Source organism: Nocardia violaceofusca NBRC 14427, from assembly GCF_963869435.1.
GTDB classification, from domain to species: domain Bacteria; phylum Actinomycetota; class Actinomycetes; order Mycobacteriales; family Mycobacteriaceae; genus Nocardia; species Nocardia aobensis.
The window spans coordinates 69,095-93,521 of record NZ_CAWMPM010000017.1; the positions used below are offsets into that span (position 1 = coordinate 69,095).

Annotated in this window: 23 protein-coding genes; 7 read left to right on the forward strand and 16 right to left on the reverse strand. The window is 68.8% G+C overall.

Translation table 11 applies throughout. The features are described 5' to 3' along the window. Positions 1–121: 121 nt before the first annotated feature. Genes AC5592_RS16175 through AC5592_RS16185 form a run of 3 tightly spaced genes read right to left on the reverse strand, consistent with a single transcriptional unit; the run spans position 122 to position 3,952 of the window. Positions 122–2,074: a VWA domain-containing protein gene (locus AC5592_RS16175; RefSeq protein WP_036504219.1), complete on the reverse strand. Its 1,953-nt coding sequence runs from the start codon at positions 2,072–2,074 to the stop codon at positions 122–124. Beyond that, positions 2,071–3,465 carry an ATP-binding protein gene (locus AC5592_RS16180; protein ID WP_036504222.1) on the reverse strand — a complete coding sequence of 465 codons (1,395 nt, stop codon included), beginning with the start codon at positions 3,463–3,465 and terminating at the stop codon, positions 2,071–2,073. Before AC5592_RS16180 ends, AC5592_RS16175 begins: the two co-directional genes overlap by 4 nt. 49 nt (positions 3,466–3,514) lie before the next feature. Then, positions 3,515–3,952: an STAS domain-containing protein gene (locus AC5592_RS16185; protein ID WP_063064704.1), complete on the reverse strand. Its 438-nt coding sequence runs from the start codon at positions 3,950–3,952 to the stop codon at positions 3,515–3,517. Between the two features lie 177 nt (positions 3,953–4,129). On the opposite strand from AC5592_RS16185, the gene AC5592_RS16190 reads away from it, so the two are divergent. After that, positions 4,130–5,098 carry a TIGR03557 family F420-dependent LLM class oxidoreductase gene (locus tag AC5592_RS16190; RefSeq protein ID WP_036504224.1) on the forward strand — a complete coding sequence of 323 codons (969 nt, stop codon included), beginning with the start codon at positions 4,130–4,132 and terminating at the stop codon, positions 5,096–5,098. Between the two features lie 75 nt (positions 5,099–5,173). Here the strand turns inward: AC5592_RS16190 and AC5592_RS16195 are convergent, their stop codons facing one another. Continuing rightward, complete coding sequence (locus tag AC5592_RS16195; protein WP_232329381.1) at positions 5,174–5,620, reverse strand: ATP-binding protein; 447 nt, start codon at positions 5,618–5,620, stop codon at positions 5,174–5,176. Positions 5,621–5,802: 182 nt separating this feature from the next. Here AC5592_RS16195 and AC5592_RS16200 point away from each other — a divergent pair, with 182 nt between their 5' ends. Beyond that, positions 5,803–6,006: a hypothetical protein gene (locus AC5592_RS16200; protein WP_036504226.1), complete on the forward strand. Its 204-nt coding sequence runs from the start codon at positions 5,803–5,805 to the stop codon at positions 6,004–6,006. Next, positions 6,003–6,185, forward strand: coding sequence for a hypothetical protein (locus tag AC5592_RS16205; protein ID WP_157121929.1), 183 nt, complete (start codon positions 6,003–6,005; stop codon positions 6,183–6,185). The genes AC5592_RS16200 and AC5592_RS16205 overlap by 4 nt, the downstream gene beginning before the upstream one ends. 22 nt (positions 6,186–6,207) lie before the next feature. Here AC5592_RS16205 and AC5592_RS16210 read toward each other — a convergent pair whose 3' ends face one another. The 3 genes from AC5592_RS16210 to AC5592_RS16220 all read right to left on the reverse strand — a co-directional run bounded on the left by AC5592_RS16210 (position 6,208) and on the right by AC5592_RS16220 (position 10,256). Next, a complete protein-coding gene (locus tag AC5592_RS16210; RefSeq protein WP_036504230.1) occupies positions 6,208–7,566 on the reverse strand; it encodes a TIGR01777 family oxidoreductase in 1,359 nt (452 codons plus the stop codon). Positions 7,567–7,669: 103 nt separating this feature from the next. Continuing rightward, on the reverse strand, positions 7,670–9,190 hold the full coding sequence (locus AC5592_RS16215; protein WP_063064719.1) for a class I adenylate-forming enzyme family protein: 1,521 nt from the start codon (positions 9,188–9,190) through the stop codon (positions 7,670–7,672). Between the two features lie 94 nt (positions 9,191–9,284). Next, a complete protein-coding gene (locus AC5592_RS16220; protein ID WP_036504232.1) occupies positions 9,285–10,256 on the reverse strand; it encodes a phosphotriesterase family protein in 972 nt (323 codons plus the stop codon). A gap of 180 nt (positions 10,257–10,436) precedes the next feature. Between AC5592_RS16220 and AC5592_RS16225 the strand changes: the two genes are divergently transcribed. Then, positions 10,437–10,997: a QsdR family transcriptional regulator gene (locus AC5592_RS16225; protein WP_036504244.1), complete on the forward strand. Its 561-nt coding sequence runs from the start codon at positions 10,437–10,439 to the stop codon at positions 10,995–10,997. A 6-nt stretch (positions 10,998–11,003) separates the two neighbouring features. Here AC5592_RS16225 and ygiD read toward each other — a convergent pair whose 3' ends face one another. The 4 genes from ygiD to AC5592_RS16245 form a co-directional block, all read right to left on the reverse strand. Next, positions 11,004–11,840 (reverse strand): 4,5-DOPA-extradiol-dioxygenase, encoded by an 837-nt coding sequence (gene ygiD, locus AC5592_RS16230; protein ID WP_198163856.1) that lies wholly within the window; start codon positions 11,838–11,840, stop codon positions 11,004–11,006. A gap of 70 nt (positions 11,841–11,910) precedes the next feature. Then, positions 11,911–13,308 (reverse strand): ABC1 kinase family protein, encoded by a 1,398-nt coding sequence (locus AC5592_RS16235; RefSeq protein ID WP_063064705.1) that lies wholly within the window; start codon positions 13,306–13,308, stop codon positions 11,911–11,913. A 176-nt stretch (positions 13,309–13,484) separates the two neighbouring features. Next, entirely contained in the window at positions 13,485–14,507 is a 1,023-nt protein-coding gene (locus tag AC5592_RS16240) for an alpha/beta hydrolase (RefSeq protein ID WP_084506740.1), read from the reverse strand. 228 nt (positions 14,508–14,735) lie between these two features. Continuing rightward, positions 14,736–15,962 (reverse strand): esterase/lipase family protein, encoded by a 1,227-nt coding sequence (locus tag AC5592_RS16245; RefSeq protein ID WP_063064706.1) that lies wholly within the window; start codon positions 15,960–15,962, stop codon positions 14,736–14,738. 372 nt (positions 15,963–16,334) lie between these two features. Here AC5592_RS16245 and AC5592_RS16250 point away from each other — a divergent pair, with 372 nt between their 5' ends. After that, on the forward strand, positions 16,335–16,961 hold the full coding sequence (locus AC5592_RS16250) for a YdcF family protein (protein ID WP_063064707.1): 627 nt from the start codon (positions 16,335–16,337) through the stop codon (positions 16,959–16,961). Between the two features lie 36 nt (positions 16,962–16,997). Here the strand turns inward: AC5592_RS16250 and AC5592_RS16255 are convergent, their stop codons facing one another. The 5 genes from AC5592_RS16255 to AC5592_RS16275 all read right to left on the reverse strand — a co-directional run bounded on the left by AC5592_RS16255 (position 16,998) and on the right by AC5592_RS16275 (position 23,458). Next, positions 16,998–18,041 (reverse strand): alpha/beta hydrolase, encoded by a 1,044-nt coding sequence (locus tag AC5592_RS16255; RefSeq protein ID WP_232329383.1) that lies wholly within the window; start codon positions 18,039–18,041, stop codon positions 16,998–17,000. Further along, on the reverse strand, positions 18,038–18,991 hold the full coding sequence (locus AC5592_RS16260; RefSeq protein WP_063064708.1) for an acyl-ACP desaturase: 954 nt from the start codon (positions 18,989–18,991) through the stop codon (positions 18,038–18,040). Before AC5592_RS16260 ends, AC5592_RS16255 begins: the two co-directional genes overlap by 4 nt. Continuing rightward, on the reverse strand, positions 18,988–20,184 hold the full coding sequence (locus AC5592_RS16265; RefSeq protein WP_157121932.1) for a PucR family transcriptional regulator: 1,197 nt from the start codon (positions 20,182–20,184) through the stop codon (positions 18,988–18,990). Before AC5592_RS16265 ends, AC5592_RS16260 begins: the two co-directional genes overlap by 4 nt. A gap of 431 nt (positions 20,185–20,615) precedes the next feature. Beyond that, positions 20,616–22,058 (reverse strand): lipase family protein, encoded by a 1,443-nt coding sequence (locus tag AC5592_RS16270; protein WP_063064710.1) that lies wholly within the window; start codon positions 22,056–22,058, stop codon positions 20,616–20,618. A 185-nt stretch (positions 22,059–22,243) separates the two neighbouring features. After that, positions 22,244–23,458: a lipase family protein gene (locus tag AC5592_RS16275; protein ID WP_036507779.1), complete on the reverse strand. Its 1,215-nt coding sequence runs from the start codon at positions 23,456–23,458 to the stop codon at positions 22,244–22,246. 176 nt (positions 23,459–23,634) lie between these two features. Here AC5592_RS16275 and AC5592_RS16280 point away from each other — a divergent pair, with 176 nt between their 5' ends. Both AC5592_RS16280 and AC5592_RS16285 read left to right on the forward strand, forming a co-directional pair. Next, positions 23,635–23,856: a hypothetical protein gene (locus AC5592_RS16280; protein ID WP_036507781.1), complete on the forward strand. Its 222-nt coding sequence runs from the start codon at positions 23,635–23,637 to the stop codon at positions 23,854–23,856. A 157-nt stretch (positions 23,857–24,013) separates the two neighbouring features. After that, positions 24,014–24,427, forward strand: a 414-nt coding sequence (locus AC5592_RS16285; RefSeq protein WP_498974571.1) for an RsbRD N-terminal domain-containing protein, incomplete at its 3' end; no start/stop codon positions are given.

Sequence of the window (24,427 nt, forward strand, 5' to 3'; positions counted from 1 at the left end):
CTCCCTGCCGGACAGCAGCGACCGCGGTACGCGACAAGTTCACGCCCCGGCCCCGGGTCGCGCTTCACCCGTTGCGGGTGAGCTTGTGCGCGGCCCTCTCCCCAGACCTACCTCGGCGACGCTATCTGCGCCGCCCGCTGAGGTAGTCGGAGACCACCGCCGCGCCCAGGCCGTCGAGATCCGGGGCGATCACCCGGCCGCCGCTGCGGCGGGCCATCAGGTCGACGAAGGCTGCGAGCCTGGGGTTTTCGCCGAGGATGAATACCGAGACCGAGGCGCCGAGTTTCGCGAGTGCGTCGACCTGTGCCATGGTGACCGCGAGGGTGCGGGGGTCGGGTGGCCAGTTGAAGTACGAGCTGCCGTCGGGCTCCAGGTGCGCGGTGGGTTCGCCGTCGGTGACCACCAGCACCACCGGGACCGCGTCGGGATGGCGGCGCAGGTGGCGGGCGGCGAGCAACAGGGCGTGGTGCAGGTTGGTGCCCTGTTCCCAGACCGCTTCCAGGCCGGTCAGCTCCGCGATGTCGACGGTGGTGGCGTGACGGCCGAACGTCACGACTTCCAGTGCGTCGGAACGGAATCGAGTACTGATCAGCTGGTGCAGGGCCAGCGCCGTCCGCTTCATCGGCAGCCAGCGTCCGTCCTGCACCATCGACCACGACGTGTCGACACACAGAGCCACCGCCGCGCGGGACCGCTGATCGGTTTCGGTGATCTCGACATCGGAGACCGACAGCGACACCCGGCGGCTGCCGGTCGACGCCGACCGCAGAACCGCGTTGCGCACGGTTTTCGACACATCCCACGGCTCGGTGTCGCCGAAGCGCCACGGCCGCGTCGCGCCCGTCGGTTCGCCGGCCGCTCCGGCGGTCACCGTCTCACGCTGGCCGCGCTGAGCGCGCAACCGTCCGACCACATCACGCAGCGCGACCTCGCCGAGGCGACGTAACGCCTTGGGCGTCAAGCGAAGCGACCCGTCGGGTGCGCGTTCGAACAGCCCCTGGCGGCGCAGTTCCCGTTCCAGTTCCGCCAGGCGGGCGGCATCGACGGCGGCGTCGGCGCCGAGCTGGCGGGTGAGGGCGTCGAGGTCGATATCCTCGAGCCGGGCGCCGGGATAGGACTGGCCGAGTTGTTCGGCCAGCGCGTCCATTTCGGCCAGATCCTGCATCGCCTGTGCGCCCTCGCCGAGGCCGAGCGGGTCCTGGCCGCGGAACCGCTGCCCCGAATCCCAATCCTCGCCGGGGCGCAGTGCGCGCAACGCGGCATCGAGTGCCGAAACCTGTTCGGCGATACGCGGATCGCCGAAGGCCTGGCCGATCAGTTCGCTCAACTCCGCCTGCTGCTGCGGCGAGAGCGAATTCATCATCCGCTGCGCGGCGGCCGCGCGCGCGGCCAGCGCATCGATCAATTCCTCGGTGTTGCGGGGGTTTTCGGGAAAGAACTCGCCGTGTTCGGCCATGAACTCGGCGAACTGCTGCTCGGTGTTCTCACCGCGCGCGTGCGCGGCCAGCAGCTGATTCAGATCCGACATCATCTGCCGCACCCGCTCGACATCCTCGGGCGTGGCGTTCTCGAGTGCTTGCTTCATGCCCTGGAAGCGGGAGTCGAGCAGTTCGCGGCCGAGCAGTTCCCGTATCCGCTCGTAGTTGGCGCGGCCCGTCTCCGAGCGCCACTGATAGTCGGCGAGTTCGGTCACCGCGGCCGCGGTGCTCGACGGCAGCGCGTCGAGTTCGGCCTCGGCGAAGCGGGCATCGTCGGAGGGGTCGGGGAACAGTGCGGTCCGTTCGGCCTCCAACGCCTGGTCGAGCAGTTCGCGCACCTGTTGCAGGGTGCCGTCGAGGCGGTGCTGCCGGGTGAGCTCGGCGCGACGCTGCCACAACCGCCGGGTCAACTCGTCCAGGCCGGGCGTGCGTCCGGTGCCGCGGCGCAGCAGCTCCTCCAGGGCGGTGCGCGGGGAGCTGCCGTCCATCACGTCGCGGCCGATGAGGTCCAGCGCTTCCCGCAGATCGACCGGCGGCGCCAGGGGGTCGGGACCGTCGTGATAGGGCCCGTAGGAATAGCGGTCGGGAGTAGTCATGAGCCGTAGGTCGCCGTGCCGTCGTCGGAGTCCTTGGCCAGCTGGCGGCTCAAATACAATGACTCCAAAGCGAATTCGACGGTGGCTGCGATCCGCGCCGGCGAATCGGTGGACTCGGCGCCGAGCCGCTCGGCCACCCGCGCCAGCACCGGCAGCTCGGGCAACGCCGAGAGCACCTCCTGGCCCGGCACCCGTTCACCGGTGGTGACCGGATGCCCCGCACTCACCGCCTCGGCCAGCGGCCGCAGATCCACCCCGGCCAGGCGCCGGCGTGCGGTCTCGGCGAAGGCGCGGCGCAGCAGATGGGTGAGATGCTCGGTCTCGCGGCCCTCCTCACCGGATTCGAATTCCACCTTGCCGCGCAGCACCGCGGGCACCGATTCCAGATCCACCGGGCGGGCGACGGCGGGATGCTCACCGGTCAGCGCGGTCCGGCGCAGTGCGGCCGCGGCCACGGTCTCGGCCGCCGCCACCGCGAAGCGCGCCGAGACGCCGGAGCGCTGATCGACGGCCGGCGATTCCCGCAGCTGGCGCACGAAGCGCGCCAGCACCTCGAGGAGGGGGTCGCCGACCTCGGCGACCAGATCGGCCTCCTGGCGCACCAGCGCGGTCTCGGCCTCCACGTCGAGTGGATAGTGGGTGCGGATCTCGGCGCCGAACCGGTCCTTGAGCGGAGTGATGATGCGGCCGCGGTTGGTGTAGTCCTCCGGGTTGGCGGTGGCCACCAGCAGCACATCCAGCGGCAGCCGCAGCGTATAGCCGCGCACCTGGATATCGCGTTCCTCCATGACGTTCAGCAGCGCGACCTGGATCCGTTCGGCGAGGTCGGGCAGTTCGTTGATGGCGACGATGCCGCGATGAGCGCGCGGGACAAGCCCGAAGTGGATGGTCTCCGGATCGCCCAGGCTGCGGCCCTCGGCCACCTTCACCGGGTCGACGTCGCCGATCAGGTCGCCGACCGAGGTGTCGGGGGTGGCGAGTTTCTCGGCGTAGCGTTCGCTGCGGTGACGCCACGCCACCGGCAGGTCGTCGCCCAGTTCGGCCGCGAGCCGCCGGCCCGCCGGGCTGATCGGCGCCAGCGGATGTTCGCCGAGTTCGGCGCCGTCGATCACCGGCGTCCATTCGTCGAGCAATCCCACCAGGGTGCGCAGCAACCGGGTCTTGCCCTGGCCGCGCTCGCCGAGCAGCACCACATCGTGGCCGGCCAGCAGCGCCCGCTCCAGTTGCGGGACGACGGTGCGGTCGAAGCCGACGATGCCGGGCCACGGATCGGTCCCGGATCGCAATGCGGCGAGGAGATTCTCGCGGATTTCGGATTTCACTCCGCGCGGCTGATAACCGGCGGCGCGCAGTTCGCCCGCGGTGGCGGGCAGATGCTGAGGAACACTCACCCCAGCGACGCTACGACGATCTTGCGGCGCCGACAACGATTGTGTCGGCTCACTTCGCGTCGGCGGGCAGGGCGGACAGGTGACTCAAGGCGCCGACAACGGTGGGGTGAATGGCCAACTCGGCGGTCAGCGGATCCACCGCCGCCATCCGCGCGATCGTCGGCGTGCGGCTGACCAGGCATATCGCGACACCGCGTCCACTCTGGTCGGCGGCTTCCTCGGCCACTACCACCAGTGCGCGCCAGCCCAGGAAGCCGAGCCCGCCGGTATCGACGACCAGTGGCCCGCCGTGGGCGGCGGCCAGCGCCGCGCCCTCGTGGATGAGACGTCGCCAATCATCGAGAGTGCACGCATCGGCCTCCCCGCGCACCGACAAGACGACCGCGGCCCCGTGGGTGCGCATGACCGCACTGAGCCGGGCCTCGGCGCGCCCCGGAACGGGAAGTGAACGGTGATGACCGATTCGGAATGTGGCGTTCGTCTTCATGTGCGATCTCCCAGGCGAAAATCGACATGTGAATTGCCCCGCTTATCGAGGCAAATCCCGCTATCACCTTTCTAACAAAGACGGAGCGGCCTGTATAGCCCGCCGGCATACGGTTGCGGACCGCGCGGCTGGGTAGCCGGGAGTCAACTGTCCCACGCACGTGAGGAGCCCCCCGCAATGCAGATCGGCTACAAACTGGCGTCGGAAGGCTACGGACCGCGCGACCTGATCCGACAGGCGATTCGCGCCGAGGAGGCCGGATTCGACTTCGTGGAAATGAGCGATCACTATCACCCGTGGCTCGACAATCAGGGCCATTCCCCGTTCACCTGGACGGTGTTCGGAGCCATCGCCGAACGCACCGAGCGCATCCGATTGGTCACCGGTGTCACCTGCCCCACCATCCGGTATCACCCGGCCATCGTGGCGCAGGCCGCCGCCACCTTGGCGCTGGTGTCGGACGGGCGTTTCGATCTCGGCGTCGGATCCGGTGAGCGGCTCAACGAACACGTGGTGGGCCGCGAATTCCCGCCGATCGATATTCGCCAGCGCATGCTGCGCGAGGCGCTCGAGATCATCCGGCTGCTGTGGCGCGGCGGGTATCGCACGTATCGCGGTGAGTACCTGTCGATTTCGGATGCGCGAGTGTTCGATCTGCCCGAGCGGCTGCCCGATATCATCGTCGCCGCGGGCGGTCCCGACGCCGCCCGGCTCGCCGCCGAACTCGGCGACGGACTGTTCGCGACCGGCCCCGAAGCGCGGCTCGTGGACACCTACCGCGGTGCCGGTGGACGCGGCGGCGGCTACGCCGAAGTCGGAATGGCCTGGGCCGCCGACGAACAGACCGCGGCGCAGGCCGCACTGGAAACCTCACGCTGGGCGCTCACCGGATGGAAAGTGATGAGCGAGTTGCCGAATCCGGTGAATTTCGACGCCGCGACGACCACCGTGCGCCGCGACGACATTCTGGAGCAATTCGCCTGCGGTTCCGATCCGAAACGCTATCTGGAAGTGGCACAGCAATATGTGGACGCCGGATTCGACCATCTGGTGATGCAGAACGCCGGACCCGATCCGGACGGATTCATCGACTTCTATCGCAGCGAACTCGATAACCCGATGCGCGAATTGTCTCCGGCTGAGTGACATTCAGCGCTCGATCGGACCGCAGACGCGGAATACGAGGGTCCGGCACCATGATCGCCGGACCCTCACCGCGGCTCACGCGGTGATACCGTGCCGGCGCGATCGCCGGAATTCCACCGTCACCGGATATCCGGCGACCGCCGAATCGAAGGGTGCGGTGGTGGCCTCGAGCGAGTCGGTGATGGAGGTCAGCACATGCCAGCCGAGGCCGTCCCGGTGCAGCGCCTCGGGGGTCACGGCCACCGCCGTCACCGCGACCGACATCCGGTCACCGTCATAGCCGAAATCGCATTCGATCGACGATCCGGCGACGGCCCGTTCGATCAGCGCGGTGGCGATCTCGTCCAGCGCCACCCGGATATCGGTCACCTCGTCGAGTGCGAATTCGGCCATCAACGCGACCGTTTCGGCCAGAGCGCGCAGCATCAGCAACTGGCGCGCTTGTGCGAGTACTCGCACGCCGACAACCGAACCCGTGGGCGCCGGGTCCGTCGACGGCGAAATCCACTCGCTCAAGGACACGTCCTCTCCTTTCGCCCCGCAGGCGCGTCTCGCAATTACCGCTCGTCGTCGCCGATACCCGGGCATCGGGGGAACCAAACGTCGTCCGGGTACCGGGTCGGCGGCAGTTCGCGATTGACCGCGACTTCCCCGGGTACCCGCAGGTCGAGCGGGTATGTGCGGCCCCGAGGCAGGAGGTGCGGATGCGGCGCGGCGGTGTCGTGGCGGAGGCGGCGGCCTGGTGGCTGATCTGTGTGCTGATCTGGCAGGCCACGGTGACCGTCGCCGCGTGGGAGGAGGTGATCGCCGCCGCAATACTGGCCCGAGCCCGCGCTGCAGCGCGCGGTGCGCGACCCGGACCGGCGACGCTGATGTGGACCGTCGCTTCGCGGCCGGTGCCGCGGTGACCCTCGCACTGCTCGGCATTCACCTTCGTAATATGCTGGGCGACAACGATTCTCGACCGTCCGCGGTAATCGCGGTGCGGCACGGACTGCACCGATTGCACAGCGGGCACATCGGCGACTACGCGGCGTGGCTGGTCTTCGGCTGCGCGGCCGTCATCGGACTGCTGTGGGTGAGTTGAGCTGTGCCTGCTCCCCCGCCGCCTACTCCCCCGGTGCCTCGAGCCGGCCCAGTACGTGCCGCAGGGCCGGTTCGAGACGGTCGGTGCGGAAATGATGGCCGGCGGCCAGCAGCCGGGTCGGCTCCACTCGCTGGCTCGCCGCGGCCAGCTCCCGCGCGCCCTGCCCGCCCAGCAGCAGCGCCGGACCGGCCTGCGGCACCGGCAGGAATGCGGGCCGTCGGACGACCCGGGCCAGCGTGCGGGTGTATTCGGCATTGCGGACCGGATGCGGCGCCACCGCGTTCACCGGACCCGAGAGGGCGGTATCCCACAGCGCGCGGTGGTAGATGTCGATCATGTCGTCGATGCCGATCCACGACATCCACTGCCGCCCACCGGCGATCGGTCCGCCCAATCCGGCAGCGAACAACGGCCGCAGCAAGCGCAGCAGCCCACCGGCCGGCGACTGCACCAGACCGGTTCGCACCCGCACCACCCGCACCCCGGCCTCGCGGGCGGGCCGATCGGCGTCCTCCCACGCCGAGACCACCTCGGCCAGAAATCCGTCACCAGCCGGACTGTCCTCGGTGAGCGGGCGATCGCCGAGGTCGTAGCCGTAGTAGCCGATCGCCGACGCCGCGACGAAGGTCGGCAGTCCGGTCCGCGCGGCCAGTTCGGCGAGCGCGCGGGTGGGCTCCACGCGGCTGTCGCGTACGCGGCGTTTGTGCTCGTCGGTGAACCGGCCCGCGATCGGCGCCCCGGCCAGATGGATCAGCGCGTCCACCCCGTCCAGCAGATCGGCGGCGGGCGCCGACGGATCCCACTGCCGCTCGTCGGGTTCGCGGGCGGGACCGCGAACCAGCCGGATCACGCGGTGCCCGCCGGTCCGCAGGAACGCGGTCAGCGCCGTCCCGACCAGTCCGGAAGCGCCGGTGATCGCGATGGTCGACGACCGCAGACCGTTCTCGGCGGCACGGGCGTGGGCCGCCAGATCACCGGCGAGCTGCCGGTGCCGGTATTCGAACATCGGCCGCAGCAGCGCGGCGGGCACGGGCGTGTCCACCTCGTCGATGATCCGGGTGCGTCCCGCGTCGACCGCTTCGAAGCCGTGGGTGTGGCGCCACTGCACCACATACGCGAAGGCCGAGGCGGGGCCCTCGGCGACGAGTTCGTCGGCGAACCGGTGCGGTGGGTCGTAGGCGACCGGATCGTGCCGGGCCACCCAGCGCAGGTTGCCGGGCAGTGCCAGTTCGGCGCGCCCGTCCTTCAGCGAGCCCGCTTCGCGGACCACCCGTACCGGTTGCCACGGCGGCGCCAGCCTGGTCAGCGCACCGGGCCGGGTGAACCATTCGAAGACGTCGGCCTGCGGAAAGTCCACGACATTCGCCGATTCGAAACCCATGAGGCGGCAGTACCCGCGCCGCACCGGCCGAAACGGCCGGTCACCGGCACCGCCCGGGCGTCGATCCACTGCCCGCGAGGAACCCGCGAGCGTGTCGCCGAACTCAACGCAGGGGCTCGCCCCACGTCGTCCGTTCCCGCAGCGCGCCTTTGAGCAGTTTGCCGCCCGCGTTGCGCGGCAACGGCTCACCCACCACGGTCACGTACTGCGGCACTTTGAAGTCGGCCAACCGTTCCCGGCAGTGCTCGATCAGCGTGGGAATGTCGATGCCGTCACGATCGGCGACGACGACGGCGCCGACCTTCTCTCCCATGACGGCGTCCGGCACGGCGAGGACGGCGGCGTCGGCGACGCCCGGCGCCGCGAGCAGAACCGCTTCGACCTCGACGCTGGAGACGTTCTCCCCACCACGGTTGATGATGTCCTTGATCCGGTCGACGATGTGCACCCGCCCGGCGTCGTCGACGCGGACCACGTCACCGGTATGCAGCCAGCCGTCGATGATCGTGGCGGCGTCGGCGTCGGGACGATGCCAATAGCGGCCGGTGACATTCGCCCCGCGCACCACCAGTTCGCCGACGCCGGGCTCGTCGCCGAGCGGGACGACGCCGAGCTGAACGGACGGCACCGCGTAACCGACCGAATCGGCGTGGTCGACGGCGTCCCCGTCGGGCAGCACCGTCATCAGGGACGCGGTCTCGGTCATGCCGTATCCGTTGAAGACCTGGGCGTTGGGAAACGCGTCCTTCAGTGCCAGCACCAGCGACGGTGCGATCGGCGCGCCGCCGTAGCCCACCCAGCGCACCGCGGCGGTGTCCGCCGCGCCGAAGTCGGGATGCCGCACCATCAGCGCATAGACGGCCGGCACCGTCACCAGGAACGAGATCCGTTCCGTCGAGAGCGCGGCGATCAACTCGGGAACGCCGAGCGCGGGCATGATCACCGCGGTGCCGCCGAGGTGGGCGGCGGTCAGCAGCTGGGAGTTGCAGCCGGTCACATGGAACAGCGGAACCGAGATCAGCGTCCGCATACCCTCACCGATATCGCGGGGAAGTCCGATGCAGCGCACCATGTTCTCGGCATTGGTCACGAACGCCTCGTGCGTGGTGGGCACGCCCTTGGGGTGGCCCGTGGTGCCCGAGGTGTAGAAGATCGCCGCGATATCGTCGGACGAAAGATCTTGCGTCGCAACCGGATCGCCGTCGGGAAGCGGCACGCTGGGAGCGAGGTCGATCCGTGCGCCCGAATCGGTCAGCACGAAATCGACCTCCGGCCCGGCCGAGCGGGTGTTGACCGCGACGACGATGCCGCCCGCCATCACCGTGCCCCAGAAGGCGAGCACCCAGTCGACGCCGGCCGGATAACGCACGGCGACACGGCCTCCGCGTTCCAAACCCGCCGCACGCAGCCCCCCGGCGACCCGGGCGGCACGCTCCCACAGCTGCCGATACGTCAGGCGATCCCCGGCGAGTTCGACGACCGCTTCACTGTCGGGCCGCCTCTCGACCTGGGCGTGCAGCATGTCCAGCAGCGTCGCAGGAAGGTCGGTGTAGTGCGCGACACCGTCGCGCTCGGTGATGCCGGTTCGCGGAAAGGGATTGGCGTGGCGCGAAATCTCGAGCACCGCGGGTTCGATTGTCATCAGTACATCTCCTCGATCGGCCGTGTTCGCAATTCGCTGGGCGCGCAACACATCACGGCCCGCGCAGAAGCGGAACTCAGGCACCGAAATAACGCCGCGGGTTGTGGACGAGCATGGTGTCGATCTGCTCGTCGGTGACGCCACGCTCGCGCAGCGCCGGCAGTACGTCGTCACTGATGTGGGTGAAGTTCCAGTTCGGCACCGCGGCGGCCTTGCCCTCCTCGGAGAACCAGTCGATGAAGCAGGCCGCGTCGTGGGCGAGGACCATCTTCTCGGCGTAGCCGCGCTCGACCAGTCGCACCACGGTGTCCACCCGTTGCTCGAACGGCAGCAGGACGTCGAGTCCGAAGCGGTCCATGCCCAGGTAGGAGCCGGCATCGGCGAGAGCACACAGATAGTCCAGATCGGTGCTGTCGCCCGAATGCCCGATGACGACCTTGCCGAGATCCACTCCCTCCTCCGCGAGCACCTTCTGCGCGATCAGGCCGGACTGGTTGTGGACGTTCGTGTGGACCGTGATCGGCGCCCCGGTCTCCACGTGCGCCTGGCCGACGGCACGCATCACCCGCTCGACTCCGGGCGTCAGGCCCTGTTCCTCGATCGCGCATTTGAGGAACGCGGCCTTCACATCGGTCCCCGCGATCCCTTCGCGAATGTCCTTGACGAACAACTCGACCAACGGCTCGGCGACGTCGAACAGCAGGCCGGGGCCGGTGTAGTGGAACTGGAACGGCACCTCGTTGTAGGTGTAGAGGCCGGTCGCCACGATGATATTGATGTCGACCTGCTCGTTGATCCGCTGAATCCGCGGAACGTAGCGACCGAGCCCGATCACCGTCGGATCGACGATCGTGTCGATGCCGCGGGCGGCGCATTCGCGCAACTTCGCGACGGCATCGGCGACCCGCGCGTCCTCATCCCACCGATTCGGATAGTCGGGATAGTTCTGTCGCATCTCCTCGCCGAGCACGAAGACGTGTTCATGCATCAGCACCTTGCCCAGGGCGGCGGTGTCGAGGGGTCCACGGACGGTTTCAACGGTAGACATCGAATTCCTCGGGGTTATCAGCGGCGAGCAGGACGGCTATGAATGCGGTCGAAAGAATGTGATCCACGCCATCCTGTGTGAGACACTGCGCAAGTGTGTCTCAGAGTCGGGGATTCGTCAACCAGCTCGACACGGCCGCCGAGCCGGCACGGCATGCCGCGGTATGAGGAGATGGACGACATGATCGCTACTTCCGAGGGACGTCGCGCCGTCGACGCGGCGACGAAGTTGTACCTGGCGGGCGAACAACTCGACATGTCGGTGCTCGCCCGGGAGCTGGGCATCGGACGCGCGACGCTGTACCGGCACGTCGGCAACCGGGACGACCTCATCGCGACCGTGCTGGCCGAAGCCACCGAACGCACCTACCGCAAAGTGTTCGCCGACGCCACCGGATCCGGTGCGGCACTGGTTCTCGACACCCTCGAACGGGTGATGAACGCGGTCGCCGAATCCGAACCGCTGCGAATTCTCACCAGTCGCGAACCGGCACTGTTCATCCGGCTCGCGCTGCTTCCCGGCAGGATCGAATCGACGTCGGCGCGCATGGTCGCCGAACTGCTCGACAGCGAACAGCGTCAGGGAAATCTGGCACTCCCGTTGGCCGCCGACGTACTGGGCGAGGCCATCGTCCGCATCTGCGACGCGCACCTCTACGCGCCACTGCTCGGCGGCGATCGACCACGCATCGACACCGCTCTGGCCATCGTCGCCCTGCTTCTCGGCGAACGCCGGGCGTGAACACGGTCACATATTGCTGTCGAGGGCCGGCACTCCGGCCGGCAACCCCGGTGCGCCACTGCCCGAAGACTGCGGCGGGCAGGTGCCGCCGAGCTGGTAGGCGGCCATGGAAATCGAACCGGCACAATGCCCGTCGACGATCGGCACCAGCGGTTCGGTATCGGCCAGGCCCGCGATGTACAGCAGCGGCAGGTAGTGATCGGGAGTGGGGACGGCCGCGGCGAAATCGGGATGTGCGTCGAGCGCGGCCGCCTCGGTCGGTGAGCGCATCAGCACCTCCCGGGCCGCCTCGTCGAAGCGCACCGCCCAGTCGTAACCGGCATCCGGCTGCCCGAAATCGACAGCGCGCAGATTGTGCACGATATTGCCGCTGCCGACGATCAGCACCCCGTCCGAGCGCAGCGGAGCGAGCTTGCGGCCGAGTTCGAGGTGGTAGTCCAGTGGTTCGAAGGCGTTGAGCGACAACTGCACCACCGGAATGGAGGCGTCCGGAAACGCGTGTACCAGCACCGACCAAGTGCCGTGATCGAGGCCCCAGCTGTCGGTATCGCAGCCCACCCACTGCGGACGGGCGACATCGGCGACCTGTTCGGCCAGTTCGGGCAGACCCGGCGCCGGATAATCGACCGCGAACAGCTCGTCCGGAAATCCGTAGAAGTCGTGGATGGTGCGCGGGCGTGGCATCGCGGTGACCGCGGTCGCGTTGGTGTACCAGTGCGCCGATATCACGAGGATCGCGCGCGGACGCGGCGCGGCGCGCCCGACGGCCGCCCACGCCTCGGTGTAACGGTTGCGGTCGAGCGCGTTCATCGGGTTGCCGTGGCCGAGAAATACCGCGGGCATTTCCTCCGGCGACATCTGCTCCGGCGACATCTGCGCACTCCTTCTCGTGGTGCCGATCCCGCTGGTGAGCTCAGTCGGCGGGGAGTTCGATCCCCTCGGCGGCGACCTTGGCGGTCACTTCCTCGGGGAAGATGTTGCGGAAGAGGTACAGGTCCTGACCGAGCCGCCAGCCCGGGGCCAGCGCGACCGCATAGCGTTCGAAGTAGCCGAGCTGTTTACCCATCAGCAGCAACTGCTGCGGGCCCGAGGCGCCGCGGCGTTTGCCGAACTCCACCAGCCGGGCGGCGACCTTGCCCATATCCAGCTGCGCCAGCTTGCCCGACAGCACCGGCGCGAGCGCCGTCGCCAGCTGCCGGCCGATGGTGGCGTCGTCACCGTCGTCGCCGTCGAGCAGATCCAGTTCCCGCAGTGCCCGCGCGACCGGCCGGAAATCACCGTCGATGGCGCTGGCGTGGAACAGCGCGCGCACGAACGCCCGCCACTGCGGCGTCATGGTGCCGACGATGCCGAAATCGAGCATGGCGGCCCGGCCGTCGTCGAGCAGCCAGAGGTTTCCGGCATGCACGTCGCCGTGGAAAAGACCGTGCACCACAACACTTTCCATCCATGCCTTGACCAGCCGGCGGATCAGCAGCTCGGGATCGGGGTGGGCGGCGCGGATATCGTCGAAGCGGTCGAGCGGCATCCCGCGCATCCGCTCCATGCACAGCACGCGCGGTCCGCAGTACTCCCAGTACACCTCGGGGACGACGACACCGGTGTTGTCGCCGAAGGCGGCGAGATCGACCCTCGCCTGTGCCTGATTGCGGGCCTCGTTGCGGAAGTCCAGCTCGGCGACGGTGGTGTCGTACAGATCGCGGACGACACCCTCGGCGTTGGCGATGCGGGCGTTCTCCGAACGTTTGGTCAGGGTGCCGGCCAGCCGGTACGCGGCGCGCAGATCGACGATCATGCGCCGGGCGATATCGGGACGCTGTACCTTCAGCACCGCCGGGCGGCCGTCGGCGAGGACGCAGGCGTGCACCTGAGCCACCGAGGCGGCCGAGAGCGGTTCGTCGTCGAATTCCCGGAACAGTCGGTCGATCGGGGCGCCGAGGTCGGCCTCTATCACCGCGCGCGCGTCGGTGGCCGGAAACGGCGGGACGTCGTCGAGACAGCGCAGGCACGCGTCGGCGAGTTCGTCCGGAAACGAGGCCGGCGACGACGCGATGAGCTGCCCGAGCTTGACGAACATCGGGCCCAGCGCCTCGAAGCCGTCGACCGTCCCCTCGGCCATCGCCCGTCGCCGCTTCGCCGGGCGCAGACCTTGGCGCAGCACACGGCGCGTCACCCGGCTGCCGATCGTCGTGCCGATCGCGGCGGTACGACGGAACTCCGCGAATCCGAATTTCTCCAGCGCCGGTACCGGCTGCGGTGGAGTCTCCCCCGCGCCCGGTCCGGAGGCGGTCTCGGTGGCCGCCGCCGTCACCGCAGGACTCCGCTGGTCACCCACTCACCTGCCCGAATCATTCGTTGCGACCGTCCCCTCGTCATGTGGTTCGTGCACAGTCTACGACTGCCGAGCCACCGTACCGGCCGGTGTGGCGTGCCCCACGCGCGGACCGGCCCGCCGACGGCGTCGCCTTCACCGCGTGACGAGCCGGTTCACGGCGCGATGCCCAGACCTGCGGCGAGGACCGGCCACGAGCGTTTCAGCGCGTCCTGCCAGTAGCCCCACGAATGCGTGCCCGTCGGTTCGAAGTCGAAGGTGGCCGGGATTCCCAGCTCCCCCAGGCGAGTCGACATATTGTGCGTGCACCAGTTCACCGCGGCCTCGATCACCCCGCCGATCACGAGCTGATCGAGATATCCGCGCGGCCCGGGCTGCATGTGGTCACCGCCGTACACGTCGTACATGCCGGGTACACCGGTGCCGGTGGAGATGAACAGATTCAGTCCCCGCAGGCCGTCGGCGTGCACGTACGGGTCGTTGGCCGCCCACATCGGGTCGTCGTCGGGGCCGTACATGTTCTCCACGTCGCCGCCGCCCCACGTCTGCACCGCCATTTTGACGAATTCGCGGCCGATCGGATCACTGATCTGCGCACATCCGGAATACGCGGCCACCGACCGATACAGTCCCGGGGCCGCGATCGGCAACTGCAGCACCGAGGTCCCCGACGTCGACAACCCGGCCAGCGCGTTGGCGCCGGTGGTGCGGTAGCGCCCGTCGATCAGCGGCGGCAGTTCCGCGGTGAGGAACGTCTTCCATTTGTACACACCGAGTTTCGGGTCCGGCGCGCGCCAATCGGTGTAGTAGCTCCAGCGGCCCCCGACCGGCTGCACCACATAGGTCTGCTTCGCCGACAGAAAACCCGCGACATCGGTGTTGCGCTCCCAGGTGGCCGAATCCTGGCCTCCCCCACCGCCGTTGAGCAGATACAGCACCGGCGCCGGCGACTGGTCGTCGGCCGGCGTCTGCACCTTCACCATGATGTCGGTGTTCATCGCCGCCGAATGCACCCGCAACTGCTCGGTCCGCGGATCGAGCCGCCAGCTACCGGTGACCGACGACCCGTCCGCGGCGACCGGATCGGGTTGCGCACCGGCGGGCGCGGCCCCCAGCACCGCGCCCGCCATCATCAGAACGACGGGAATGATGCTGCCGCGCAGCACCTTTCCGAACATGAGAACTCCTTCGTGACAGAACGATCGCCGCGGAGACGACGAGGCCCGCCGGGCGATGCTGTGTGAGGACATCGCCCGGCGGGACCACCACCGTGGGTGTGTGCACTCCTGTGCGCGGATACGAAGCCGGCGTACCTCGGTCCGCGCCGGACCCCACGGCGGCGTGCGGCCCGCCGGAACACGATGGGAATTCAGGGTTTCCGCGTTCCGGCGGGCAGGTCGGACGACTCAGAGCTTGCCGCCACCGCCCAGCAGCCACGGGTTGAAGCTGCAGGTCAGCGCGGGAGTCTGAGCCGAATCGAGAGTGTTGAGGATGATCGAGAGCACCCGCGGCGAATACATCATCGTCAGGTGATCCGACAGATCCTGTTCGCAGCCGTCCTGCAGGGTGACATTCTTGACCGTCGCACCGGGTCCGGGCTGCAGGAAGGTCAGATCGTACGGCGTGGTGACCTCGTCGTAGCGGGTGCCGACCACCGTGTAGTCCACGCCGGGCACCGTGTCACCACCGGCGTTGAGCTGGTTGACGAAATCCGATCCGACCGTCTGCTGGATGCCGGAGTGGCCGACGAAGATCTCCACCAGTCCGAGCACGTCGATGCCGAAGTTGTTGATGGCCCGGCCCAATGCGCCGATGCCGTCGAGGGTGGTGCCGTGGTTGGTGGCGCCGAAGGTCATCATGTGATGCACCTTCGCCGCACCACCGTCGAACTTCAGATACCACCGCGACATCGCGCCACCCTGGGAATGGCCGACCAGATTCACCTTCTGCGACCCGGTCGCCGCCAGCACGCGGTCCACGAATTGCGCCAGCTGCTTGGACGAATCCTGAATCAAGCCGGTGCCGTTCGCGCCCGGCAGTACCGATCCCAGGCCGCCGCCCTGAATCAGATTGGATTTTCCGTAATTGAAGGTGAATACGCAGTAGCCGGCGTCCTTGATCGGCTGGCTGACGAAGGAGAAGTTGTCGTAGGCGTTCTCCCACGTGCCGTGCACCAGCACCACCGGCTCCGGATGCGCCGCGGTGGGTTTGCAATTCCAGTCGTTGGTCCCCGGCGGGGCCACGTCCGGATGCAGCAGGCCGTATCCGAAGGCGGCCAGGAACGAGCTCTGCGCCGGGCCGTAGCCGATGGTGTCGCTGGAGGTTCCACCCGACGAGCCCGAGCTCGACCCGGAACCGCCGTAGCAGTCGCCCGACCCGTTGCCGGATCCCGCGCCACTGCCCGAGGTGCAGGCCGAACCGGTGCCGGAGCTGCCGGAATCGGCGATCGGGTGAGCGGCGGGATTCTTCAGTCCCTGGTCGATGAAGTCGACCAGTCGCTGCTCCTGCTGCTGATCGTTCGACGCCACCGCCGGCTCGGCGTCGGCGCCGATCCCCGCGAAGCCCATTGTCAACAGCGAAACCCCCACGACGACCGCGGCGCTCAGCGACCTGCGGCGGGTGTTTGGTCTCATGGGTGAACCTTTCGTCAGAACATCGGCGTTCTTTGTTGCGATGCGCGACAGCGAGCCGCGCGGCCGAAACTGAACTCAGACGCTAAAGTCGCTGACGAGCCGCCGATACGGACAAAGGCAGTCTCTTCGGAATCTCACGAGGCGCCGGACCGACCGCAGTGAAGTTGCACAGCCGGGCGAATTGCCCGGTGGCGTCAGGCTTTTCCCGATATCGGCGCAGTCACAGCAGCAATGTCGGCCGTGCCGTGAAATATCCAGCGATACAACCAATTACGACGCAATCACGAACAGATATCGGATTCTCACTGGAGTTGTCCGCCCGGTCCGGTCCACGTGAGTACGTGGCACGGCCCCACGTCGTCTGGAGTCCTGATGCCCGGCTTTCGTACTACCCTGCGGCCCAGAGGTTTTCGCTTCCTCGCCGCCGCCGCACTGGCCGTCGGCGCACTCACCGCGGCCGCCTTCCCCACCGCCGCCGCCGATCCGCTCACCGATGCGGCCGGCGTTATCGAACAGCTGCGCGCCGTCGGTGATCCGCTGCCGCCGCTGCCCGCCCCGCACGGGCCGACCACCGCCATCGTGGTGCTCGGTTACGGATTGCTGCCCGACGGCGGGATGAGACCCGAACTCGTCGCCCGGCTGCAGGCGGCGCTCGTACAGGCGATGGTGTCGCCGGCCTCGCCGATCATCGTCACCGGCGGGAATCCCCGCGGTGGCACCACCGAAGCCGACGCCATGGCCGGCTGGCTCGTCGGCCACGGCATCGCCCCGGAGCGGATCCACATCGAGTCACGCGCCAGCGATACCGTCGAAAACGCCGTCAACTCCGCGGAAATGATGCACGCCCTGGGTGCCGGCGATGCGGTGGTCGTCACGTCGGCCGACCATATGCCCCGTGCCGTAGCCGATTTCGTCGACGCGGGGGTGGCGGTGGTGGGCACGGTCAGCCCGCAGGATCTGCCGCCGGTGGTGCTGGAGGCGTTCGGGCCGCAGCAGTGAATCCGGAGCAGCGGTGAATCCGGAGCCGCCGGCCTTCTAGCGCGGGCCCCAGGTTCGCGCTATACCGAGTCCGGCGGCCAGCGCGTCCCACGCCGACGGCAGCGCCGCGGTGAAATCCGGCCAGGAATGCGTCCCCGCGGGGATGTAGCGCACGGTGGCCGGGATGTTCAGCTGAGCGAGCCGCGCGGCGAACCGTTCGGTGCACGTGCGCGCTCCCGCCTCCAGCGCTATGCCTCCGCCCGCGGACCGCAGCGCACCGGCGACGTCGTGCGCGGTGGCGATCGCGGTCAGATCCGGTGGGCTCGGCAGGCCGGTGGCCGCCGACAGATAGATCGGCGTACCGCGCAGGGTATCGGCGCCCAGATAGCTGTCGTGCGCCGCCCATTCCGGCGAATTCGGTGGGCCCCAGAGGTTTTCGGGGTTCCCGCCGCGTGAGGCCACGGTGATGCGAGTGACGGCCTGGCCGACCTCGTCGGCGGTCGAATAGCAGCCGCTGATACCCGCGACCGCGCGATAGAAGCCCGGGTGACGCTGGGCCAGCATCATCGCCGCCTGCGCGCCCATCGACACTCCGGCGATCGCCCGGCGTCCGTCGGAATGCAGATATTTCTCCACGATCGGCGGCAGTTCGTCGACGAGGAAGGTCTCCCACCGGTTGAGGCCCAGGTTCTGGTCGTAGTGGTCCCAGTCGGCGTACATACTGCCGACGCCGTCGCCGGGTAGCACCACGTCCACCGGTTTGCCCGCGAAGAAGCGCGCGGCCTCGCCGTCGGTGAGCCACCCCGAGGTCGCCGCACCCTCGACGCCGTCGAGAAGATAGAGGGTGGGCCGGGGTTCGCTACCGCCGCCGTGCAGTACATCGATGGGCACCACCCGATGCATCGCGGCGGACGCGACGTACAGCCGGTGCCAGCCCGGTGTGCGCGTTTCGGTGCGCACCAGTTCCGTTCGCGTCACGGCGGGATCGATCGCCGGCGGGGCGACGGGCGGGGGCGCGGCGGGATCGGCGCACACCGGAGCGGCCGCCATCGCGCCGGCGGCCACGGCCAGAGCGGCGCCCAGCGCCGCACGGGTGATCACCGCTGCACCACCGCCGAAGCATCCGCGAACGCCGTCTCCCGGGCGCGCGCTCGTTCCCGCCGTTCCCGGAAGCGGTCGGCAGCCTTCTCCAGAGCGGACAGATGGACGGCCAGTTCGTCGCGGGCCCGCTCTCCCGCACCGGTCAGATCGGTGCGCTCGAACACGTGCCAGTTGCGCAGCACCGGCCGCACCACCATCTCCAGATGCTGCGCCGGATCGTAGATGCCGTGGGTGGCCAGCAGCAACGCGTGCCGCCGGAAGCCGGGCCGGGCCGATCCGGGCATCCGGAAACCCGTGACCGCCTCGGTGATCGCGTGCATCATCGCGTCCGGTGCCAGCTCGAGGGCGGCCCGGGCGATGTTGCGGTAGAAGATCATATGCAGGTTCTCGTCGGTGGCGATGCGCGACAGCATCCGGTCGGCGATCGGTTCACCACAGGCGATGCCGGTGTTGCGGTGACTGATCCGGGTGGCCAGCTCCTGCAGTGTCACACAGGCCAACCCGCGCAGCAACCGCGGGGCCTGCGAGGCGGCGACGCCGCTGGTCAGCCGCGTCATCCGGGCGCGTTCCAGCGCAACGGGATCCACCGCGCGAGTCACCACCAGGTAGTCGCGGATCACGATGGCATGGCGGTTCTCGTCGGCGGTCCAGCATCCCACCCACCGTCCCCACGCGCCGTCGCCGCCGCACGTCTCGGTGATCGCACGATGACAGGAGGGCAGCTCGTCCTCGGCGAGCAGCGTGGTCACCAGCGCCACCCGCGCCACCTCCGGCAACGCCGATTGTTCGGGCGCCCAATCGTTTCCGCCCAGCGCCGCGAAATTACGGCCCTCGCTCCAGGGCACGTAATCGTGCGGATGCCAGGCGCGCGACTTGCGCAGATGGTCCGCGAGACAGCGTTCGGCGACGGGTTCCAGCTCGCGGAGCAGATCGCGATCGGCGACTCTCACGCGTACTCCTCGATGCGCGAATCGGTGCCGAGATCGAATGCCAGCAACGCCAGGCTCGCCCGCGCGATCCCGTCCGGACGGGCCAGCTCGAGGCCGGTCAACCGCTCGATGCGGCGCACCCGGTGCGCCACACTGTTCGGATGGATCGCCAGCCGCACCGCGGTCGATTTGCGGTCCAGGCCCGAATCCACGTAGGCGCGCAGGGTTTCCAGCAGCTCCGGATGCGGCCGCAACGGACCGAGCACCGCGGCCAGGTGCGCACGCGCCGGGCCGGGCCGGGTCAGCTGATATTCCACCGCCACGTCGGCGATCCCGTAGAGGCCCGGTGGACGACGCAGTGCGCGCACCAGTTCCAGCAGTTCGTGGGCTTCGGCGGCCAGCTCCGGGATGCGTGCGGTGGGACCCGCGACGACGGTCGCGGTGAGCGGCACCGAGGCCGCCGCGGACAGGACATCCAGGGTGTCGGCGGTCAGCACGGGGGCATCGATGCGGGCGGAGGCATCGGGGTCCTCCACCGGCACCAGTACGGTGCCGCCGTCGACCGAGAGCAGCGACAGCGCCCGCGAACCCAGCACCGGCGCCAACGCGCTCTGCAGCCGGCGCAGTTTGCGGCGCGCCACGGTTTCGGCGTTGCGGCGCGGATCGGATTCGCCGGGATGCGGGGCGATCGACAACGCCACCACCTGATAGGCGGGTGCGACCACGATCCCGGTGCGGCGGGCCAGTGCCGCACGGCCGTGACCGCTGAGCAGCGCGGTGACCAGGGTCTGGGCCGCGGTCTGATGATGGCGTGCGGCCGAGCGGTGTTCGTCGAGGTAGGCGGCCGAGGTCGCCACGGTCACCGTCTCCAGCAGGCGCAGCGCCTGTTCGGCGTCGGCGACCAGTGTCTCGCCGTCACCGCGGCCACCGGCGATATCGCTGAACGCGTGCCGCACGGCCTCGTGGTAGGCGCGCAGCACGGTGTCGAGGTCGATGCCCTCGCGCGCCCACGCGCCGGCCCGGCCGACCAGTTCGGCCAGACGCGCGGCATCCGCCGGTTCCGGGTCGGGTTCGGCGACCATATCGGCGGCCAGGGCCAGACATTCGCGCACCCCCGCGCCGAATTCGGCGGTGGTGTCGGAATGTGACGCCGGCGCCTCGATGCGCACGCTTCGGGTCAGAGTCGCCGCCAGGCTGGGTGCGGATGGTGTCATCGGGTCGCTCCAGAATCTGTCCCCGCGCGAAGTGTGCCCGCCGGATGCCTTGGGGTGAGGATGCACCCGGCGGGCGGTTCCACTACTACGCACAGTGACCGCGTCGAGGAGGGGGTTGGAAGTCCTGGTGCCGCGGGTCGAGCTGTACGCCGTGAGCGGCGGCTTCGAGTCGGGAGCCGCTCACCGGTGGCCGGTCCGGCGTCCGCAGTGCCGACCTCCTCTCCTTCCGGAAGGTGCGGGTGCGCCGGTTGCCGAACGCGGCACCGTCCGCGCAAAAACCGGTGCCGCGTTCACATCACGGTACGGCCACGGAATCGCCTCGAACCCGAAACACCGGCGATCCGATGACAATTCATGAATCGCCCCGGGGGCGGCTGGGGTCGCGGCACAAAATTCTCCGCGACGACAGCGCGAACGAACGAAGCGGCCGTTCAGCATTCACTGGGGGCCGGCACACCCTGCAATCGCTGATCGACCCAGCCCATCGCCTCGGGATATCCCAATCCGGCCGCGATGATGTGTTCGCCGAGGACGCTGCGGTACACCGCCGCCACTCCCAGCGAGCACTGGTCGCGATAGAACTCGCGGGCGCCGGCCGCCGGAATCCAGAATTCCTGTTCGCCGTTGTAGACGTACAGCGGCACAGCGGATTTCATGCCCTGCATCCGCGTCACCCGGTAGATGTCGTCGGCCAGCGCGCTGTGCAGCGGATCCGGGGTGTCGGCGGCGATGTCGATCGGCAGCGACAGCACGCCGGGGACGGCGAAAACCCCCGCGCAGGTGTCCTTGAGCGGCGACAGGGCGGCCCACCGGGCCAGATTGTTCATCCGGGCCAGGATCTCCGGCCGCTCCCGCCCCACTCCGAAGGTGGCCGCCAGGAAGACTCCCGACGCGAAGTTGGCGTTCATGCTCTGCGACAGGATCTGATAGTCGGCCGGCACCCCGCCCAGTGCCGCACCGACGATCGCCGGCGCCAATTCCGGTGCGTAGGAATCGATCAGCGCCACCGCACCGCGGGTGGCGATGGCACCACCGGAGTAGCCGTGCATGGCATACCGGCTGGCGCCGAATTCGGCGGGCAGCGTCGCACGCATCGCCCGGATCGCGTCGAGCACGGCGTGACCGGCCACGAAGGGCTCGGCATACGCCATCCGCGGGCCCTCGTGATCGGGAATCAGCACCGCGTATCCGCGCAGCAGCGCCAGCTGGGTGGTGGGCGGGACGAAATCGGTGGTCCCGGTATCGCCGGTGAAACCGTGCGCGAGCGTGTAGCCGGGCGTGCAGGTCCGTCCCAGCGCGTCGATCGGCAGATTGTTGACCAGCACCGGCCGCGATCCGCGACCCGTCCACGGCGCGGCCGGAATCGCCAGTGTCGCAGTCGCGTACGAGGGCGCGTCGTGGGCGTCGGTCGTGCGGTACTTCAGCTGCAGCGCCTGCCGCACGGGCACCACGAGCAGCGGAGCGGCGGTTGTCGTCACGTCCCGGGTCGCGATCACGTCACCGGGACGCAGCCCCGCGAGATCGGACGGCCAGTCGTCGAGCAGCGGATCGCCCACCGGTGAGGGCATGACGGCCGTCTGCAGCCGGGCCAGATCGGCGGTGACACCGGTCTCCCCCGCGGCGGCCTGATCGGCCACCGGGATGGGCGGCGGCGGAATCAGGACGTCGATCCACTGCTGCAACTGCGCGAGACCCGGCGCGGGCGGATTCGACGCCGCCGGATCCTGGGCATCCGGCTGCGTCGGCAGCCCCGGTAACGAAACCGCCGGTAAGGGCAAGGGAGGCAGAGGAATCAGCGGCTGCGCCGCTGCGGTACCCGCGACGGGACCGCAACCGAGTAGCAATACCGTGACCAGAACATGCCGAATTCGCATGACGCACCCCACTGAAGCTCACCGCTGGTCCCCGTGCGCTACCAACCCGAGTTCGGCGCTGAACCAGGTGTTTCGAGACTACCGGCGCGAATCCGGTTGCCCGGGCGGCGTGTTCGGATCGTGTGCGGCGCGAGTCCGCATCGATATCGAATTCGTGGCGCGCGAGCGGTGTGGAGGTGGCGCGCTCAGCAGTTGCTCGGCACCGGCTGAGCGTGCATGCGACCGTCCAGCCAGTTCAGGACCTGCGGCAGGCCCAGTACCGCCGCGGTGAGGTGGTCGGGTACCGGAATGGCCTCCGACTGGACCGACACCCCGGCCTGGCACCAGCGCCGGTCCGTTTCGATGATCGAGTCCACCGGAATCAGGCCGTCGATGGGCGAATGCCATTCGAACACCGGCATATTCGGCACGCTGTCGGTGTAGAGCTCGAGACTGTTGTCCTCGACCACCTTGCGCGCGGTCGGGTCCTCGGTCATCGACGTGGTTCTGGCGAACTCGGTCACTCCGTGTCCCGCGCCCGCCGCCAGCAGGCCGTTGGTGCAGCTGTTGGCCATCACCTGCCGCGCCGCCATACCTTTGTCGTTGAGCTGCTCCGACAGCGGGAACCGGTCCGGGTATTCGCGTTCCAGGCCGAGTCCGGCCGCCATCGCCAGGCCGAAGGCCGGATGCGAGCCGTACCCCAGGCCCTCCAGCATCTTCACCATGTTCATCGGCACGCCGCCGGCCGCGGCCCCGGCGATGCGCAGTTCCGGCGCGTAGACCGGCGCGAGCGCGGCCGCCCACGCGGTGGCCATGCCGCCGCCGGAGTAGCCGGCCATCGTCACCGGGCTGTGCTCGAGTTTCAGATCGGCGGCGTGCTGCACCGCGCGAATGCCGTCCAGGGTGATCTGGCCGCCCAGACGCGCTGCGCCGTAGGCGAATTGCGGCCCGAGATGGTCGGGCATCGCGATACTCCAGCCGCGCTGCAACACCACGTTGTAGGCGGGCGCCTCGCGCACCATCAGATCCGGGTTCTTGGTGTAGAGCACATGGGAGACACCGCAATCGGTGCCCAGTCCGTTGATGATGGTCTGATACGACAGCAGCGGGCCGTCGGCCGCGCGCTTGCGCGGGGTCAGGACCGTGGTGGTCGACGCGATCGGCTTGCCCTCGGAATTGGTCGAGCGGAACTTGATCAGCGTGATGTCGGTGTCGGGGAAGATGTCCAGCGGCGGTAGCGGTTTCGTCGCCAGCACGTCGCCGGGCTTGTGCTCGGCGATATCGGCCGGCGCGGCGTAGAACGGATCCGGATCCGGTGCCGGGTAGATCGGTTGCGCCGGTGCGGAAGTCGTGGCGGCAGCGAACAGCAGCAGACTGCCGGCGGCGACGCTCAGCGCCCGCCGGACCGCGGTATGGCCCATGGGCCAAGAGATTATCGCGCGCGCGAGGCAACCCGAAATCGGCACCGCAGGTCCTGAGAAATCACAAGTTTGCCGCGCGGCGGTCTGTGTTACGCGATGAATTACACACTGAAACCTGTTCGGGTTACCCGCGAGTACGTAGCTTCGTTCCTGCACCGATGCAAAGGAGCACGGCTATGGACATCTCCGATACGGTCCCCGACATCCCCACTCGCCGGATCACGGTCTACTTCGGCGGCACCGGCCCCGATGCCGACATGGTGCTCGAATACGCCGCCACCCGCGCCGAGGCCTGGGAGTTCGCCGCCGCCGCGGTGCACTCCGGGCTGGCCGTCACCGTGGACGGCATGGTCCGGCCCGGATTGCGACCGCTGCCCTGCCGCCGATTGTGGCATTGAGGAATCGATTCACGTCCCGGCGACTGTGAGCGATCACAACGGCCCGCCGACCTGCTTCGATTTCCGCACAGACGATTCGCGAAGCACCCTCGGTTCCCGGCCTGCCGATTAGCGTTAACCGCCGGAACAGATAGTTCGGGAGTAGAAGGAGTCAGTGATGACCGTCGACAGCTCCAACCGGTCCAGTCTCACCTTTTCGGGACGGCCGATGTCGTCGCCGTTGAAGGATGTGTGGTCGCTGTCGCGGCACATGGTCGGCCACTTCGTCGAAAACGTCGCACCCTGCGGCACCCTCCCCGGCGACGCCATCCACGGCGACATCACCACCATCACCCGCACCTGCCTCGAACTCGCCATCAGCCTCCTCGACGGCCGCGACATCCCCGAAAAAACCGAACGCCTCAAAGACGCCGCCGCCGCCTGGGCCCGCGAAGGCGTCCCCATCGACACCATCCACCACGCCATCCACGAAGGCTTCAAAATCGGCTTCGACCTCGTCGTCACCAACGCCACCACCAAAACCCGCACCAACACCGGCAACAGCACCAACAGCGCAAACACCGGCCACAGC